Annotated in this window: 16 protein-coding genes; 5 read left to right on the top strand and 11 right to left on the bottom strand. The window is 54.7% G+C overall.

Annotation, left to right across the window (positions count from 1 at the left end; genetic code table 11):
• Window positions 1–12: 12 nt before the first annotated feature.
• From ACLTX1_RS07375 to ACLTX1_RS07365, 3 genes are all read left to right on the top strand, one after another.
• Entirely contained in the window at window positions 13–2,121 is a 2,109-nt protein-coding gene (locus ACLTX1_RS07375) for a glutamine synthetase III (RefSeq protein ID WP_176821265.1), read from the top strand.
• 140 nt (window positions 2,122–2,261) lie between these two features.
• Window positions 2,262–3,989, top strand: a complete 1,728-nt coding sequence (locus ACLTX1_RS07370; protein ID WP_343284249.1) for an ammonium transporter — start codon at window positions 2,262–2,264, stop codon at window positions 3,987–3,989.
• Between the two features lie 216 nt (window positions 3,990–4,205).
• Window positions 4,206–4,583, top strand: coding sequence for a metal-dependent transcriptional regulator (locus tag ACLTX1_RS07365; RefSeq protein WP_176821263.1), 378 nt, complete (start codon window positions 4,206–4,208; stop codon window positions 4,581–4,583).
• Between the two features lie 59 nt (window positions 4,584–4,642).
• On the opposite strand, the gene ACLTX1_RS07360 is transcribed toward ACLTX1_RS07365, so the two are convergent.
• The 8 genes from ACLTX1_RS07360 to ACLTX1_RS07325 form a co-directional block, all read right to left on the bottom strand.
• Entirely contained in the window at window positions 4,643–5,587 is a 945-nt protein-coding gene (locus tag ACLTX1_RS07360) for an AEC family transporter (RefSeq protein ID WP_412330696.1), read from the bottom strand.
• Window positions 5,577–6,503 carry a 1-phosphofructokinase gene (pfkB, locus tag ACLTX1_RS07355; RefSeq protein ID WP_412330695.1) on the bottom strand — a complete coding sequence of 309 codons (927 nt, stop codon included), beginning with the start codon at window positions 6,501–6,503 and terminating at the stop codon, window positions 5,577–5,579. Before pfkB ends, ACLTX1_RS07360 begins: the two co-directional genes overlap by 11 nt.
• A gap of 115 nt (window positions 6,504–6,618) precedes the next feature.
• Window positions 6,619–8,205 (bottom strand): hypothetical protein, encoded by a 1,587-nt coding sequence (locus ACLTX1_RS07350; protein WP_412330694.1) that lies wholly within the window; start codon window positions 8,203–8,205, stop codon window positions 6,619–6,621.
• A gap of 14 nt (window positions 8,206–8,219) precedes the next feature.
• Window positions 8,220–8,933, bottom strand: a complete 714-nt coding sequence (locus ACLTX1_RS07345; protein WP_308448169.1) for an ABC transporter ATP-binding protein — start codon at window positions 8,931–8,933, stop codon at window positions 8,220–8,222.
• A 179-nt stretch (window positions 8,934–9,112) separates the two neighbouring features.
• Complete coding sequence (locus tag ACLTX1_RS07340) at window positions 9,113–10,165, bottom strand: lysylphosphatidylglycerol synthase transmembrane domain-containing protein (RefSeq protein ID WP_308448168.1); 1,053 nt, start codon at window positions 10,163–10,165, stop codon at window positions 9,113–9,115.
• Window positions 10,166–10,303: 138 nt separating this feature from the next.
• Window positions 10,304–11,074, bottom strand: coding sequence for a type III pantothenate kinase (locus ACLTX1_RS07335; protein WP_308448167.1), 771 nt, complete (start codon window positions 11,072–11,074; stop codon window positions 10,304–10,306).
• Between the two features lie 73 nt (window positions 11,075–11,147).
• A complete protein-coding gene (locus ACLTX1_RS07330) occupies window positions 11,148–11,666 on the bottom strand; it encodes a nucleoside recognition domain-containing protein (RefSeq protein ID WP_412330693.1) in 519 nt (172 codons plus the stop codon).
• Entirely contained in the window at window positions 11,654–12,232 is a 579-nt protein-coding gene (locus ACLTX1_RS07325) for a spore maturation protein A (RefSeq protein ID WP_412330692.1), read from the bottom strand. Before ACLTX1_RS07325 ends, ACLTX1_RS07330 begins: the two co-directional genes overlap by 13 nt.
• Window positions 12,233–12,348: 116 nt before the next feature.
• On the opposite strand from ACLTX1_RS07325, the gene ACLTX1_RS07320 reads away from it, so the two are divergent.
• A complete protein-coding gene (locus ACLTX1_RS07320) occupies window positions 12,349–13,716 on the top strand; it encodes a Sapep family Mn(2+)-dependent dipeptidase (RefSeq protein WP_343284243.1) in 1,368 nt (455 codons plus the stop codon).
• 24 nt (window positions 13,717–13,740) lie between these two features.
• Window positions 13,741–14,412: an HD domain-containing protein gene (locus ACLTX1_RS07315; protein ID WP_343284242.1), complete on the top strand. Its 672-nt coding sequence runs from the start codon at window positions 13,741–13,743 to the stop codon at window positions 14,410–14,412.
• Window positions 14,413–14,529: 117 nt separating this feature from the next.
• On the opposite strand, the gene upp is transcribed toward ACLTX1_RS07315, so the two are convergent.
• The 3 genes from upp to tsaB are packed head-to-tail and all read right to left on the bottom strand — an operon-like array spanning window position 14,530 to window position 16,369.
• A complete protein-coding gene (gene upp, locus ACLTX1_RS07310; RefSeq protein WP_308448162.1) occupies window positions 14,530–15,168 on the bottom strand; it encodes a uracil phosphoribosyltransferase in 639 nt (212 codons plus the stop codon).
• Window positions 15,169–15,190: 22 nt separating this feature from the next.
• The gene (rpiB, locus tag ACLTX1_RS07305) at window positions 15,191–15,637 is read right to left on the bottom strand and encodes a ribose 5-phosphate isomerase B (protein ID WP_412265023.1); all 447 of its coding nucleotides are present in this window, start codon (window positions 15,635–15,637) and stop codon (window positions 15,191–15,193) included.
• Between the two features lie 24 nt (window positions 15,638–15,661).
• Complete coding sequence (tsaB, locus tag ACLTX1_RS07300) at window positions 15,662–16,369, bottom strand: tRNA (adenosine(37)-N6)-threonylcarbamoyltransferase complex dimerization subunit type 1 TsaB (RefSeq protein ID WP_308448160.1); 708 nt, start codon at window positions 16,367–16,369, stop codon at window positions 15,662–15,664.
• Between the last annotated feature and the right edge of the window lie 56 nt (window positions 16,370–16,425).

The following is a 16,425-nucleotide window of genomic DNA, read 5'->3' as shown; positions in this document are numbered from 1 at the left end:
AGAGTGGTTTACATGAGCAGCACGACAAAGATCAATGTGCCGGACATTTTCGCCAGCATGGTGTTTAACGACGACGTCATGCGTGAGAGACTGCCGAAGGACGTTTACAAGTCTTTGAGAAAGACCATCGACAACGGCAAGGACCTCGACATCACGGTTGCCAATGCTGTGGCAAATGCCATGAAGGACTGGGCGATTGAAAAAGGTGCAACGCACTACACGCACTGGTTCCAGCCGATGACCGGCATCACCGCCGAGAAGCACGACAGCTTCATTTCTCCGACGGCAGACGGCCGCATCATCATGGAATTCTCCGGCAAAGAGCTCATCAAGGGCGAGCCGGATGCTTCCTCCTTCCCTTCCGGCGGTCTGCGCGCAACGTTTGAAGCCCGCGGCTACACCGCATGGGACCCGACCTCCTACGCATTCATTAAAGATCACTCCCTGTACATTCCTACGGCGTTCTGTTCCTACGGCGGCGAGGTGCTGGATAAGAAAACCCCGCTGCTGCGCTCCATGGAAGCGTTGAGCGCACAGGCCGTTCGTATTCTCCGCCTTTTCGGCGACTCCACAACAAAGCGTGTCATCACGACCGTCGGCCCGGAGCAGGAATATTTCCTTGTCGATAAAAAGCTCTACGATGAGCGCCCGGACCTCATTTACACGGGCCGCACGCTGTTCGGTGCACGCGCGCCGAAGGGCCAGGAGCTTGAAGATCATTACTTCGGCGCAATCAAGCCGAGAATTGCCGCGTTCATGCAGGAGCTCGACGAAGAGCTGTGGAAGCTCGGCGTACTTGCTAAGACAAAGCACAACGAGGTCGCCCCGGCACAGCACGAGTTGGCGCCGATCTTCTCCACCACGAACGTTGCGACCGACCACAACCAGCTGACCATGGAGACAATGAAGAACGTTGCGCTCCGCCACGGCCTTGTCTGCCTGCTGCATGAAAAGCCGTTTGCAGGCGTGAACGGCTCCGGCAAGCACAACAACTGGTCTATTTCCACCGATACCGGAAAGAACCTGTTGGAGCCGGGCAAGCTGCCGCAGGAAAACGCACAGTTCCTCCTCTTCCTCGCCGCTGTCATCAAGGGTGTTGACGAGTATCAGGATCTGCTCCGTATCTCCGTCGCTTCCGCAGGCAACGACCATCGTCTCGGCGCAAACGAAGCGCCTCCGGCCATCATCTCCATCTTCCTCGGCGACGAACTTACGGCTATTCTGCACGCCATTGAGACCGGCACGGTCTACGGCGGCACGCTCCGCGTCAACATGGAAATTGGCGTAAACGTTCTGCCGTCCTTCACAAAGGATACAACGGACAGAAACAGAACCTCCCCGTTCGCTTTCACCGGCAACAAGTTCGAGTTCAGAAGCCTCGGCTCGCAGCTCAACATCGCCTGCCCGAACATCATGTTGAACACGATCATCGCCGATGAGCTCGAGCAGTTTGCAGACGAGCTTGAGGGCAAGGAAGATTTTAACGGCGCACTCAACGCACTCATCAAGCGCGTGATCAAAGAGCACAAGCGCATCATCTTCAACGGCGACGGCTATGCGGACGCATGGAAGGCGGAAGCTGCAAAGCGCGGCCTGACGAACCTGCCGACCACGGTAGACGCACTGCCGCACTACACCGACGAAAAGAACGTGAAGCTCTTTACAAAGCATAAGATCTACACCGAGGTCGAGATGCAGTCCAGACAGGACATCATCCTCGAGACGTACGCGAAGACCATCAACATCGAAGCGCTCACCGCAAGCGATATGGTCAAGCGCGACATTCTCCCCGCTGTTTCCTCTTACGTTGCGGAGCTTGCAAGCGGCGTTGCCACGAAGAAAGCCATCAGCGATGACATTCCGTGCGAAGCGGAGCTTGATATCATCAAGCGTCTTTCCGGCCTGCAGGACTGCGCATATAAGAAGCTCGCTGCGCTCGATAACGCCATCATCGGCGTGAAGGAAGTCGGCGAAGATCCGATTGAGGTTGCGACCTATTATAAGGATTCCGTCATCACCGCCATGACCGAGCTGAGAGCCGTTGTGGACGAGATGGAAACGCTGGTTTCTTCCGATTATTGGCCGTACCCGAGCTACGGCGATCTGATGTTCAGAGTATAAAGGGCTTTGAACATACCGTTTCAAACGGATAAGGAATGAAAAATTCAATATAGGCACAAGGGTGTGCACGGGGTTCCGTTTCAGGAACCAAACGTGCACACCCTTTTCTATTTTCAAACAACACATAGGAGGACGAACATATGACAAGCGAAATCTTCAGCGTCTGGTTTTTGATGGGCGCAGCGCTGGTCTTCTGGATGCAGGCCGGCTTCGCCATGGTAGAAACGGGTTTCACCCGTGCAAAAAATGCCGGCAACATTCTGATGAAGAACCTGATGGACTTCTGCATCGGCACCGGCGTATTCATTCTCATCGGCTTCAGCTTTTTGCTGGGCGAAGACTTACTGGGCTTCATCGGTAAGCCGGGCTTTGATATTTTCACAAACTACGCAAACTTTGACTGGTCGAATTTCGTATTCAACCTTGTGTTCTGCGCCACGACCGCGACCATCGTTTCCGGCGCAATGGCAGAACGCACAAAGTTCCTTTCCTACTGCATTTACTCCGGTGTTATCTCCGCTTTGGTATACCCCATCGAAGCACACTGGATCTGGGGCGGTGGCTGGCTTTCGCAGCTCGGCTTCCATGATTTTGCAGGCTCCTGCGCCATCCACATGGTAGGCGGTCTTTCCGCGCTCATCGGCGCAAAGCTGCTCGGCCCGCGCATCGGCAAGTTCGAAAAGGATGCAAGCGGCAAGATCGTAAAGGTCAATGCTTTCCCGGGCCACAACATTCCGCTCGGCTGCCTTGGCGTGTTCATTCTTTGGTTCGGCTGGTACGGCTTCAACGGTGCTGCGGCAACAAGCGTTGAGCAGCTCGGCTCCATCTTCCTCACCACCACCGTCTCACCTGCCATAGCGACCGTCACCTGCATGATTTTCACATGGGTAAAGTACGGCAAGCCGGATGTTTCCATGTGTCTCAACGCTTCTCTCGCCGGTCTGGTCGCCATCACCGCCGGCTGTGATGTAACAGACTGCCTCGGCGCGACATTCATCGGCATTGTGGCCGGTCTCCTTTGCCCGTTCGGCGTTTGGCTGCTCGACTATAAGCTCCATGTCGATGACCCGGTCGGCGCGGTTGCCGTCCACTTCTGCAACGGCATTTGGGGCACCATTGCAGTCGGTCTTTTTGCAACGACCACAGCCCCCGGCAACGATAGCTTCACCGGCCTGTTCTACGGCGGCGGCATTGCACTGCTTGCAAAACAATTGCTTGGTGTGCTTACGGTCTGCGCTTGGACAGCCGTGACGATTACCATTGTGTTCCTGCTCATCCGCGCGACGGTCGGCCTGCGTGTGACGAGAGAAGAAGAGATTATGGGCCTTGACCTGCCCGAGCATGGCCTTGCAAATGCGTATGCAGACTTCGTTCCGGCCATCAACACCTCGCTCGAAAGCGCAGACCTCAGCGTTGCCCCTGCCCCGTTCGGCCCAGCTGCGGTAGACGAAGCAGTGCCGGTCGTTGTGCATCACGCCCCCGTGAAGACCGAAAAAGCGGAAAGCACCGGCATGAAGATGACGAAGGTCGAGATTGTGTGCAAGCAGGCAGCTTTCGATACCTTGAAGAACGCACTGATGAGCGTCGGTATTACCGGTATGACGGTGACGAACGTACTCGGCTGCGGCATTCAGAAGGGCAAGCCGGAATACTACCGCGGCACGCTCGTAGAAGCAAACCTGCTGCCTAAGGTACAGGTGGAGGTCGTCATCTCTAAGGTTCCTGTCCGCACGGTCATCGAAACGGCGAAGAAAGCGCTTTACACCGGTCACATCGGTGACGGCAAAATCTTCGTTTACGACGTGGAGAATGTCATCAAAGTCCGTACAGGCGAAGAAGGCTACGACGCCCTGCAGGATGTAGAATAATAAATCTTCCCATTTAAATTGAGTACGACGCGTACTACGCTCCTGAAATAAGAAAAGCCGAGACCTGCCGGTTCCCCCCGGCGGGTCTTGACTTTTTCTGTCATTTTCTCCTGCAACTTATTTTCGATTTTGCACAAAATGGGAATTGAACTCTTTTTGGATTTGTGTTATACTGTTATAAGAATTTATCCACCCCGATTGTGAGAGGAGACAGCCGTGAAAATTCAGGAATCCGCAGAAAACTATCTTGAGACCATTTTGATCTTATCCGAGCGCAGCACCTATGTGCGTTCTATTGATATTGCCAACGAGCTCAATTTTACAAAACCCAGTGTCAGCGTAGCCATGAAAAAGCTGCGCGAGAACAATTTGATCACCGTAGACGGCGACGGCTACATTCACTTGACGGAGGACGGCCTTGCTATCGCCAACCGCATGTATGAGCGCCACAAGTTGCTTTCCGATTGGCTCACCTATCTCGGCGTGCCGAAGGACATTGCAACAGAGGACGCCTGCCGCATTGAGCACGTCATCAGCCAGGAGAGCTTTGAAAAAATCCGCGCGCATGTCCGCGAAATGAACGAGCATCTTTAATGAACTTAAACAGCACAAAACCCGTTTCCGAAGCTTTTACCGGAAACGGGTTTTTACTTTTACAGCAACGCCATGCTCTGCAAAATAAAGATCATCAAAAATACAGTCGGGATGCAGCACACAGCGCTCAAAACAACAAGCTGACCGGCAAGTTCGCCATCTGCGCCCGCCTGCTGCGCCATGATGTAGCTTGATACCGCGACCGGCGTTTCCCACGCAAGTGCAAGCGCCAGAAGACTCGGCCCTCTGCTGCCCGCCAGAACCGCGATCGGCAGAAAAACAAGCGGAATGACGACGAGCTTTATAAACACCGTCACGCCCGCAATACGCATGTTGCCTTTTAGCTTGCGGAAGCTGAAATCACCGCCGAGCACGATGAGCGCGAGCGGTGTGGCAAGGCGCGAAACATCACGCAGGCTCGTTTCCAGAAATGCCGGGAAACGCAATTTAATGATGGACGCAAAAACACCGAGCAGTGCCGCGATAATGAGCGGGTTTGTCGCGATGGACTTGAGCGTCTTTTTCAGCGAGACCTTGCCTCCGCCCGTAAATACCGTCAGCGCAATGACGGCCAAAACGTTGTACATCGGCACGAGTACGGCGCTCAAGATGGAGGCCGCGGCAGCCTCCTCCGCGCCGAACACGTTCGTGACGAGACTCACGCCGAATATGACGTAGTTGCTGCGAAAAAGTCCCTGAATGATGACGCCGCGCTGTTTCGGCTCGCGCACGACACGCGGCACGACGACGCACAGCACTGCGAACAAGAGCAGCAGGCTCCCTACCGCGATTGTGAACGTCATGCCGTCGATGGCCTTGGTGATCTCCGTTTTATAGATGTTATTAAACAGCAAAAACGGCAGAAAAAATTTGAATGTCAGCGTATTCGTCTGCTTTAAAAATTCCGACGAGACGAAGTTTTTGTGCTTTAAAAAGTAGCCGAACGCCAAAAGCAAAAACGTCGGCATGATCGCATTCAGCGCGACCAGAAAACTATCGAACACGCTGCACCCCAGCTTTCACACTTTCATGCACCGCCATAATTTTCTGAAAGCCCGCGATGCCGACGGAAAACGCCGTTGCGCCGCCCGCCGCCGTGCCCATGGCGAGCGCCTTTGCAAAATCGCCGGAACGCGTGAATTCCGCCAAAAAGCCGCCGACCATGGAATCACCCGCGCCGGTGGAGTTTATCAGCGTGCCCTTTGCCGCCAGGGCAAAATACACCTCGCCCGTTTCCGTATACAAAAGCGCACCGTCGCCCGCCATGGAAACGAGCACGTTTTTTGCGCCGCGTTTTTTCAGCTTCTCCGCAAGCGCTGTCACCTGTTCCTCCGTGTCCGCCGGGGCACGGAACATCTCGGAAAGCTCCTCGCGGTTCGGCTTTACGAGAAACGGCTGAAATTCAAGCGTAGACAATAATAAATCGCCTGCGGCATCCACAATGAGCCGTACGCCTTTTGTTTGCGCAAGCTTTGCAATCTGTGCGTAAATGTCTTTTGGCAGTGACTTCGGCACACTGCCGGAAAGCACCAAGGTATCCTGCGGGGTCAAGGCACCGAGCTTTTCAAAAAAAATTTTGAGCTCGTTTTCTGAAATCTCCGGACCGCTGCCGTTCAGTTCCGTTTCTTCCTCGGCATGCAGCTTTAAATTGATGCGCGTAAAGCCGTTTTCGACTTCGATGAAATCGGTCGTGATGCCTTCTTTTTCAACGCCCTCGCGCAGCGCTTTGCCCGTAAAGCCCGCAATAAACCCAAGCGCGATGCTTTTTGTATTCAATGCGTGCAGCAGCAAAGAGACGTTCACGCCCTTGCCGCCAAACACAATGTTTTCCGTTTTCGTGCGGTTCGTTTTGCCCGTGCGGAACGTGTCCGCCGTGACGACGTAATCCACCGCCGGATTGAATGTGATCGTATAGATCATAAAATCCCCTCCAACCAAATCAAGTGGTTTCAGCATAGCATGATTTTGCAAAAAAAGCAAGAAAAAGCGTCTGCACCGCCAAAAGACGTATGCCGACGCTCGATTTTATTTTGATTTAGGCTTCTAAGCACTCAAACTTTTTCGCGCCCCAGTGTACCAAAAGCAGGTGCATCAAGACAGACGCAAGCAAAAGGAACGCAGTCGTTACCGCATACGCTGCAATGCCCGGAATATGCAGTACAGATACCGCGAAAAACACGCCGACGATCACCGCCGCAAAGAAGTACGCGCCGAACATTGTGACGCATACGCTGAGGGACTGCTTGCACGGCTGATTTTCGCTCTGCCAGTCAAAGCGCGGCGCGAGCAGGTTCATCACAAGGCCGAGCGTGCCGACGAACCAGCAGAACAAAACGCAAACGCAAACGGTCAGCACCGTGAACCCGATACCGCACCCGGCGATGAGGCAAAGCGCCAAAACACTGACGGCGACAAGCGGCATTTGCAGGCGGCACACCATAAGGAGTTTGCCCAAAAGCACCGTTTTGCCGCTTATGGGCATCGTGCGCAGCACCCACAGATTTTTGCCCTCCAACGAGACAGACGGCGCGGTCGCGCAGGACGTCGCGATGCAAAACGCCATCACGCCAAAAATGCCGAGCGCAATCCACTCGGGTCGAAAACTCATCAAGCTTATCATCTGCATCAGCTTCCCACGGAAAATCGCGGCGGCAATCGGCAGAACCGGAATGACCACCAGACCGAAGCCGAAATTCATCAGGTACGCGGGGCTTGTGAAGAACTTCCGCTGCTCCTTATGCGCAACAGACAGCACCGGCGTGCGCTGCTTTGCGGAAGCTTTGCCCGATTTGTGCTTTGCACCCGCTTTCGCGCCCGATGTACGCACGGAGGAAATGAAAGATGCGGAAAGCCGCCAAAGCGTGAAAAGCGCTATTGCCGCGCTCAATAAAGTCACGAGCAGCGTGTGCAAAAGGCTTCCGCCGCACGCCATGCCAATAGCATAAAGCGGCCAAACGTATTTCATCGCACCCGCGATCTGCGTGCCCTGCATGACGATTCCGGACAAAAACGAGTTGACGTTCGCGTAAAAATACCAGTACACCGCCATGAAGATGACCATGTACAAAAGCGAAACAACCGCCTTGTTGCGCAGGCGGCTGAGAAGCTTGTGCAGCACCCAGCCGAGCGCACAGCAGACAGACTGCGAAATCAGGCTCAGAGCCACAAATGTAAACAGCCACCCGATAATCATCGTCGCCGATGCACCGTAGGAAAACGCGTAAATACCGAACGCGGGCAGCAAAACCGCCAGCGTGTACCCTGCCGTCGTTGTGAACAGCATTGCAATGCGCGTCAAGAGAATGTACTTTGGCGGTATCGGCATGGAAAGCAACCGTTCGTTGTCTTTCGCGTCATACAACTGCGCCTGCGTCATAAAAACGCTGCCCAGCATGGAAAGTGCCAGCGCCGCTGTGCCCGCCATGGCGAAATACAGCCATGTAAGCCCCATTTCGCACAACGGAACAAGCTCTGCGAACCCCACAAACATCAAAATTTCCATGCACACCACAAGGAACAGCATCAGAAAAACCAGCCATCCGCCGGAGGTCTTTTTGCCGTTGCCTTTTTTCATGCGCGCCGCAAACTGCTTCCATTGCAGCTTCCAGAGGGATCTTAACATGCAGCCTCCCCCTTTCAGTCCTTGTGGTCTTCCAGCTCTAAGAAGACCTGCTCCAAAGAACCGTCGCCGCGCACGCTGTCCATGGTGCCGTGTGCAATGAGCTTGCCGTTTTTGATAATGGCCACATTGTCGCACAGCTTCTCCGCCACCTCCAAAACGTGTGTGGAAAAGAAGATAGCGCCGCCGTTTCGGCAATGCTCCGCCATAATCTCCTTTAATTCGTGCGCCGCAATGGGGTCGAGCCCGACGAACGGCTCGTCCATCAAAATGAGCTTCGGCTCGTGGATAAGCGCGCCGATAACGGCGATTTTCTGCTTCATGCCGTGCGAGCACTCCGAGATGAGGTTCGGCAGCGCGTTTTTAATATCCAGCCGCTCGGCAAGCGCTTCCATGCGCGCCTTGCGGTCCGCTTCCGATACACCGTACATATCCGCAACAAAATTCAAATACTCGTAGCCCGTCAGGAATTCATAAAGATCAGGATTATCGGGTATGTAGGCCATGATCTTTTTGCAGGCGATGGGGTCTTTTTGAATGTCGATGCCGTTCACCGTAATGGTGCCGCCGTCCGGCTTTAATAAGCCGCAGCAGGCTTTCAGCGTAGTCGTTTTTCCCGCGCCGTTGTGTCCGATGAACGCGCAAATCTCCCCCGCCGCAATGTGCAGCGAAAGGTCGTCTACGGCGATTTTGTCACCGAAGCGCTTTGTGTAGTTTTGAATGTTCAGCATATGTTTTTCTCCTTTTTCTTCTTTTTCACGGCTGAAATGCGGCCTTTCCGAATTTCAGCCGCCGAGCCCATTATAGACACACGGCAGAAAAATGTCAATGTTTTCCGGCGCATGGGAATATGTCATAAAAGAACATAAAAACAGCGCAACTCCTACGAGTTGCGCCGAAGCAAGTCGAATTATTCTTTTCCTGCAGAGAGCGCCGCTTCCTGCTTTCTGCGGCAACCAAACACGAGCTGATCGATAACGACGACGAGCGCGCCGAGCAGCACGATGATGTAATATGTGAAGAATCGCCAGACAAGCACGGCGGTGTACAAAATATCGCCGGACGCAAAATACGATTTAAAGAACATGGAGAAACCGAGCTCCTGTGCGCCGGATGCACCGGGCAGCGGGATAAAGCACACGGAGGCCTGCAGCATCGTCTGCATACAAAGCAGTTCGCCGTAAGGCAGGTCGAGTGAAAACGCGCGGAACACCACGTACAGCACGCTCATCTGCAAAATGACCTGCGGGATCGACCACAAAATCGCAAGGAACACATAGCGCATTTTGCTTCTGAATTTCATTGTGTAGGAGGAGAAATCCGCCTCAAAGCCGTGCACTTTTTCTATGTAATTCTCGCGCTTTTTGAGAAACGTACATTTCAAGAGCAGCTTTGTCACGCCGCCGCACAGCTTTTTTAAGATCTTCGGGCTGAACAGAAGCGGTATCGCGATAATCCACAGCCCGTTGATGGCGATGCCGAGCAGCACAATGGGAATGAGCTGCGGGTCGTCCCGCTTCAAACGCGGGTACATATAAATCAGCGATGCCACCGTGCACAGCACAAACGCAAGCTGATACGCAAAAAACTTTACAAACAGCACCGCAGTGGAGTTGCCGACCGAGACCTTATCGCGCCTCAGATAGACGACCTGCGCGGGCTGCCCGCCCGTGGAGCTCGGCGTGATGTAAGAATAATAAATGCCAATGAGCCCAATCTTCACCGTTGTCCAAAAGCCGACGTGCTCGCCCTGCGCGCGCAGCAGCATATGGATGATGCCGCCCTCTGTTACGAGGAACACGCCGGTCATCAGTACGGCGAGCGCCACAAACCCGAGAGAAAGATTTGCGATGACGGAAAACATGCCCGCAAATTCGGTATTGACGAGCCCGAACACGATCATCACGACCACCGTCAGCCCCACGTATATAAGACCCCACGGGATCTTTTTCTTTTCTTTCATGAAAATGTAGTCTCCTTGCAGAAAAATCGTATTTTATAGTATACCATATAGCGTTTCTATTGGCAAGACAAGACTGACAACCGAAAGAAAACGTTAAGGCAGTGCCCTGAATATTCGGCACTGCCTTATTCGTTTATTTTACTTTTCCCCGTGCGCATCCCAGATAATTTTCAGGCCGTCCAGCAGAAGCGTATCGCTGAAAGTGATCTTGCGGCTGCAATGCGGTACGATAAGACCTGCGAGGCCGCCCGTTGCGACCACCTCGCACGGTGCGCCGAGCTCACCTTCAATGCGGTCGCACAGGCCGTCCAGCATACACGCCGTGCCGAACACCATACCGGACTGGATGCACTCCATCGTGTTGCGGCCAAGCACCTGCGGCGGCGCGGTCAGACTGACGGAAGAAAGCTGCGCTGCGCGGCTCGTCAATGCGTCAAGGGACGTGCCGACGCCCGGAATGATCACTACGCCGCACACTTCGCCGTCGGCGTTTAAACCCGTCAGCGTCGTTGCCGTGCCCATATCGATGACGATACACGGGCCGTGGTACATGGCTTTTGCCGCCACAGCACCGACAACGAGGTCGGCGCCGAGTGTGTTCGGCACATCGCGCTTCACTTTCAGCTCCGGCACAGACTGCGCGCTGACGATGAACGGTTCCACCTTCCAAACACGGCGCACCGCGCGGGCGAGGTCATCGGTCAGCCGCGGCACAACGGAGCTTAAAACCGCGCCGTTCACCTGCGACGTGTGAATATTGTATAAATGTAAAATGCTGAGCATTGCAGAAGCGTATTCGTCCTCCATGCGCGGCGGATTCGTCGCCATGCGCGTGACGAACAGCAGCTTTTCCCCCTCATAAACGCCCAGTGTGATGTTGGTATTTCCGACGTCCAGTGCCAGCAGCATACCTTTCCCCTCCGAAAACAAATTTCTTTGAGAGCAGTATATCACAAAAACACAAAAACGTACAGAAAAAGTTTTACCCGAAAAGCCGCACCGAAAGCAGCGTGAGCAGCACGGCGGCAAGATCGCCGCAAAGCGCCGCCGGAATCGTGTAGCGCAGCGTTTTATACCCCCGACCCGAAAAATATACCGCGGCCGCGTAAAACGTCGTTTCCGTCGAAGACGATAAAATTGCCGCCAATCGGGATATTACACTGCCCGCACCGTATGCGCTGTAAAGCTCCGTAACATACGACACCGAGCCGCTGCCCGAAAGCGGGCGCAGTAAGATGAGCGGCATAAGCTCCGCGGGAATGTTCAGCACTTCTGTCACGGGCCGCAGCAGCGCGGAAAACAGCTCTAAAAAGCCGGACGCGCGCAGCATGGAAATGCCGACAATAAGTCCGAGCAGTGTCGGCAATAATTTTATCGCCGTATACATGCCCTCCGCCGCGCCTTTTGTGAACAGCTCAAATACCGGCAGTCCTTTTACGTACCCGCACATGACCGTGAGCGCGATCACGCCGCAGACAGCCGCCGCGCCTATGCCCGCCACAATTTTTGAAACACGCGGCACATCAGCACGCAGACGAGCAGGCTGCCGAATGAAACAAGCCAAATATGCGGCAGAACATCATACGGGTCTGCGCTGCCGTAGGAAGCCCTTAAGGTGACCGCCGCCGAGGGGATCAGCTGAAACGACGCCGTATTCATCACGACGAATAAGATCATCTCTTGCGTCGGCGCGTCGCCCGTCTGTAGTTTCTGCATTTCGTCCATGGCGCTCAATCCAAACGGTGTGGCGGCGTTGCCCATGCCGAGCATGTTTGCGGCAATATTCATCGATATTTTTTCGCGCACGGTTTCATTTTTTCCGTAATTCGGAAACAGTCGCTTGATGACCGGCGACAAAATTTTGGAAAGCCCGTTTGTAAGCCCCGCCTCCCCCGCAATACGCATGATGCCCGTCCAAAGGCACATCGCGCCGAGCAGCAAAAGCACCGTCTCCACCGCCTGCCTTGCGCCATCCGCCGCCGCAGCGGAAAGCGCCGTCCATCTCCCCGTGCACACCGCACCGACGAACGCCAGCACAATCATCGCCATCCAGATGCCGTTCAGCATCCTACCCTCCCCTTTCATTTTTATTTCTCTGCGGAAATTTACAGAGTTTTGATTGATTTTAACACAAATATGGATTATGATAGAGGTATATTCATTTGGAAAGGATGAAATGTATCATGTTCGGTGAAAAAATTCTCGATTACTGGGACGATATAATGAAAGACCTCGGCGATATCATCGCCATTCCCTCAGTCGCACAGCCACAGGACGGCCCGTATCCGTTCGGCAAGGACGCAGCAACCGCTGTGGATAAGGCGATAGAAATTGCGGAACGATACGGCATTAAGACGAAGAACAGCGACTATTATGCAATGCACGCAGAACTCGGCGAGGGCGAAGAAAACGCCGTTGTTATGGCGCATCTTGACGTCGTGCCGGCCGGCGAAGGCTGGGACAGCGATCCGTACACCATGGTCATCCGCGACGGCAAGGCATTCGGCCGCGGCGTTTCCGATAACAAGGGTCCGGCAATTGTTGCGCTGCACTGCCTGCGCGCGCTGAAGGAAGCAGGCGTCGTCGGCAAACGCAAGCTGCGCGTCGTGCTCGGCTCCGCAGAGGAGATCGGCATGCAGGATATGGGTCACTACTTCTCCAAAGAGCAGATGCCCACCATGGGCTTCACCCCGGACGCCTGCTACGGCGTGTGCCACTGCGAAAAAGGCCTGTTCCGCTTTGCCGTAACCGGCAAGGTCGGCAAGAAGATCGTTTCCTTCAAGGCCGGTACTGTTGTCAACGCCGTGCCGTACAAGGCAGAAGCCGACGTGCTCTGTGATGACGACGAATTTGCAAAGCTTGTCGAAGCTGCAAACGCTGCGGAAGTGAAGTTCGACATCACACGCACCGAAAACGGCGCGCACATCGTCGCAACCGGCAAGGCCGCGCACGCTTCTACCCCGGAGATCGGCATCAACGCCGCCGCACACCTTGCACGCCTGCTCGTGAACGTTTTCGGCGCAGACTGCGGTGAATTCCTCACGTTCATGGATGAGAAAGTCGGCCTTGCATATGACGGCTCCAACATCGGCGTTAAGATGTCCGATGAGCCGAGCGGTGCGCTGACCTTCAACCTCGGCCTTGTGAACATCGAAAACGGCGAGGGCCGCTTCGATATCGACATTCGCTACCCGGCAACAAAGTCCGGCGCAGAGATTGACAAGATCCTTGCAAAGTCCGTGGAGGGCACAGGCCTCACCTACACGCTCATTTCCGATGAGCCGCCGCTGTACCTGCCGAAGGACGGCCCGCTCGTCAGCCTGCTTTCCGGCGCTTATGAGGACGTCACCGGCAAAAAGTGCGACGTCTTCTCCATGGGCGGCGGCACGTATGCCCGCCAGATGGGCGGCGCAGGCGTTGCGTTCGGCGCATCGTTCGATGAAGAAGAATCGAACGCACACCAGGCAAACGAGTGCATCAACGTGGAGCAGTTCAAGCTGCACGCACAAATCTGCCTTGAGGCCATGTACCGCATGTTTACAGCGGACTGATTTTGAATTCAGGAGCGCACCGTTATGGAATATGCACATATCATGCCGGAGGACATTTTTAAAAATCCCGAAGTGAAGGTCTACGTGGAGGCGGGCAACAGCTGCCTTGGCGCACTGGGCTTCACAGAGCACGGCCGCCCGCACGCCAAGCGGTGCAGCAACTACGCGCGGAACATTCTGGAAGCGCTTGATTACGATACGCGCACCTGCGAGCTTGCCGCCATCGCCGGTTATCTGCACGATATCGGCAACACGGTAAACCGCGTCGACCACGCGCACAGCGGCGCCATTATGGCGTTCACGCTTTTAACGCGCATGAACATGCCGCCGGAAGAAATCGCTATCATCTGCTCGGCTATCGGTCACCACGATGAGAAAACCGCTTTCCCGGTAAACGCCGTCTCTGCCGCGCTGATCCTCTCCGATAAAAGCGACGTGCGTCGTTCCCGCGTGCGCAAAAACGCGATTATCGCAACGGATATTCACGACCGCGTGAATTACGCCGTCGTGAACGCCTCGCTGAAAATTGACAAAGAGCAGAAGCTTTGCCTTTTCAACATCACGATTGATACGGACATCTGCCCCGTCATGGAGTATTTCGAGATTTTCCTCGACCGTATGGTGCTGTGCAGAAAAGCCGCCGATCTTTTGGGGCTCACGTTCGAGCTTATCATCAACGACACGCGTCTGCTGTAATCCCCCCGCAAAACGCAAAACATAAAAATCGAAGGAGCCGCGCCCGCTTTCGGGTACGGCTCCTTCTTCATTTTCACGCCATGAGCGTTTGCTTATAAAATTAACTTTTCCGAAAGCTTACATCGTGCCGAAGATACGGTCGCCTGCGTCGCCGAGGCCCGGCAGAATGTAACCGTGTTCGTTGAGCTTCTCATCAACGGCTGCACAGTAAATATGAACGTCCGGGTGCGCTTCGCTCAGTGCCTTAAGGCCCTCCGGCGCTGCAATGATGCACAGGAACTTGATACTGCGCGGGCGGCTGCGCTTTACAATGGTGATCGCGTCCATTGCGGAACCGCCGGTCGCGAGCATCGGGTCGAGCACGATGACATCACGCTCTTCAATGTCGGACGGCAGCTTGTTGTAGTATTCGACCGGCTGCAAGGTATCGTGGTCACGGTAAAGACCGATATGGCCGACCTTTGCGCTCGGAACGAGCTGCAGCATGCCGTCTACCATGCCGAGACCGGCGCGCAGAATCGGCACGAATGCCAGCTTTCTGCCGGCGATGACCTTCGTCGTTGCGGTGCACATCGGGGTCTCCGTCTGCACGTCCATCAGCGGCAGGTCACGGGTAGCTTCGTAGCACATCAGCGTTGCAATCTCGCTGACAAGCTCGCGAAATTCCTTTGTGCCGGTGTTCTTATCGCGCAGGAAAGAGAGCTTGTGCTGAATGAGCGGGTGGTTCATGATAAAAATCTGTTCGTTGTTTTCCATATTGATTTCTCCGATTTCTGCCTTACAGGCGTCCGTTTTCAATATCTGCGATCTGGTCGATACGGCGCTGGTGGCGGCCGCCCTCAAAGTCAAACTTGAGGAACGTGTCCACGATCTCCAGCGCGGTCTTCTCCTCGGTGACAAGGCCGCCGAGACACAGAATGTTTGCATTGTTGTGGCGGCGGGTCATTTCCGCTGCGTGGGCATCGCTGCACAGTGCCGCGCGGATGCCCTTCACCTTGTTTGCGGCCATGGAAATACCGATACCCGTGGAGCAAACAAGTACGCCGTAATCAGCCTTGCCGTCTGCCACGCAGTGCGCGACCTTTGCGCCGTACACCGCATAGTCCACGCTCTCCGTGGAATAGCAGCCGAAATCTTCGACTTCGATGCCCTTCGCTTCCAAATGCTTCTTGACGGCTTCTTTCAGAGCGAATCCGCCGTGATCCGAACCAACTGCGATCTTCATGCTTTATTCTCCTTCGTATATGGATTACTTATTGTTTTTCTGTGCGTTTTTGGCTTTCAGTTCACGCTCCGCCTGCGGCAGACGCAGGTAGATTGGCATCAAAGCGTCCGGCGTGACCGTCTGTCCGTTTTCAACCATCTCCTGCGCCGCCATGGCAACGCCGGAGGCACGCTGAAAACGAAGCTGCGGCAGCAAAAGCTCTGCACGGATAGCCGCAAACGTCTTATAGCAAAGCTCCGCGCCATCGCCGACAAGATAAATCTTCTCCGTAAACGTTTTGCATTCTTCCAAAAGCTCCGCAATGGGCAGTGCGCGGTCATCACAAAGACGTGTGAGCTTACCGTCCTCCGCACGGAACAGCGCATTATACACCTGCCCGCAGCGTGCGTCCATCACAGCACAGACGATACCCGTCAGCTGCCGTGCGTTCTCCGCCATAGCGCGCAGCGTGGAAACGCCCGCGCACGAGATGTTCCGCGTCATGGAAAGTCCCTTCACGCAGGAGACGCCGATGCGCACCCCCGTGAACGAACCCGGCCCGGCGGAGACCGCCATGCAGGTCACATCGTCAAGCGTTTTATTCGTGAGCTTCAAAACAGATTCCACCATCGGCATCAGCGTCTGGCTGTGCGTCTGCTTTGTGTTGATATAAAATTCAGAGAGTATTTTTCCGTCCTCCAAAAGCGCGGCCGAGGCCGGCGCCGCAGAGGAATCGAGTGCTAAAATCAGCATATTTGTCGCTTTCGCGCGATTTTTTGCCGCGCAAAAGCCGTCCTTTCTATCAGAAA

This window comes from Hominenteromicrobium sp. (genome assembly GCF_046974225.1).
Lineage (GTDB): Bacteria > Bacillota > Clostridia > Oscillospirales > Acutalibacteraceae > Hominenteromicrobium > Hominenteromicrobium mulieris.
Note: the sequence above shows the minus strand (reverse complement) of the source record. Positions and strands in the feature narration are given on the sequence as shown.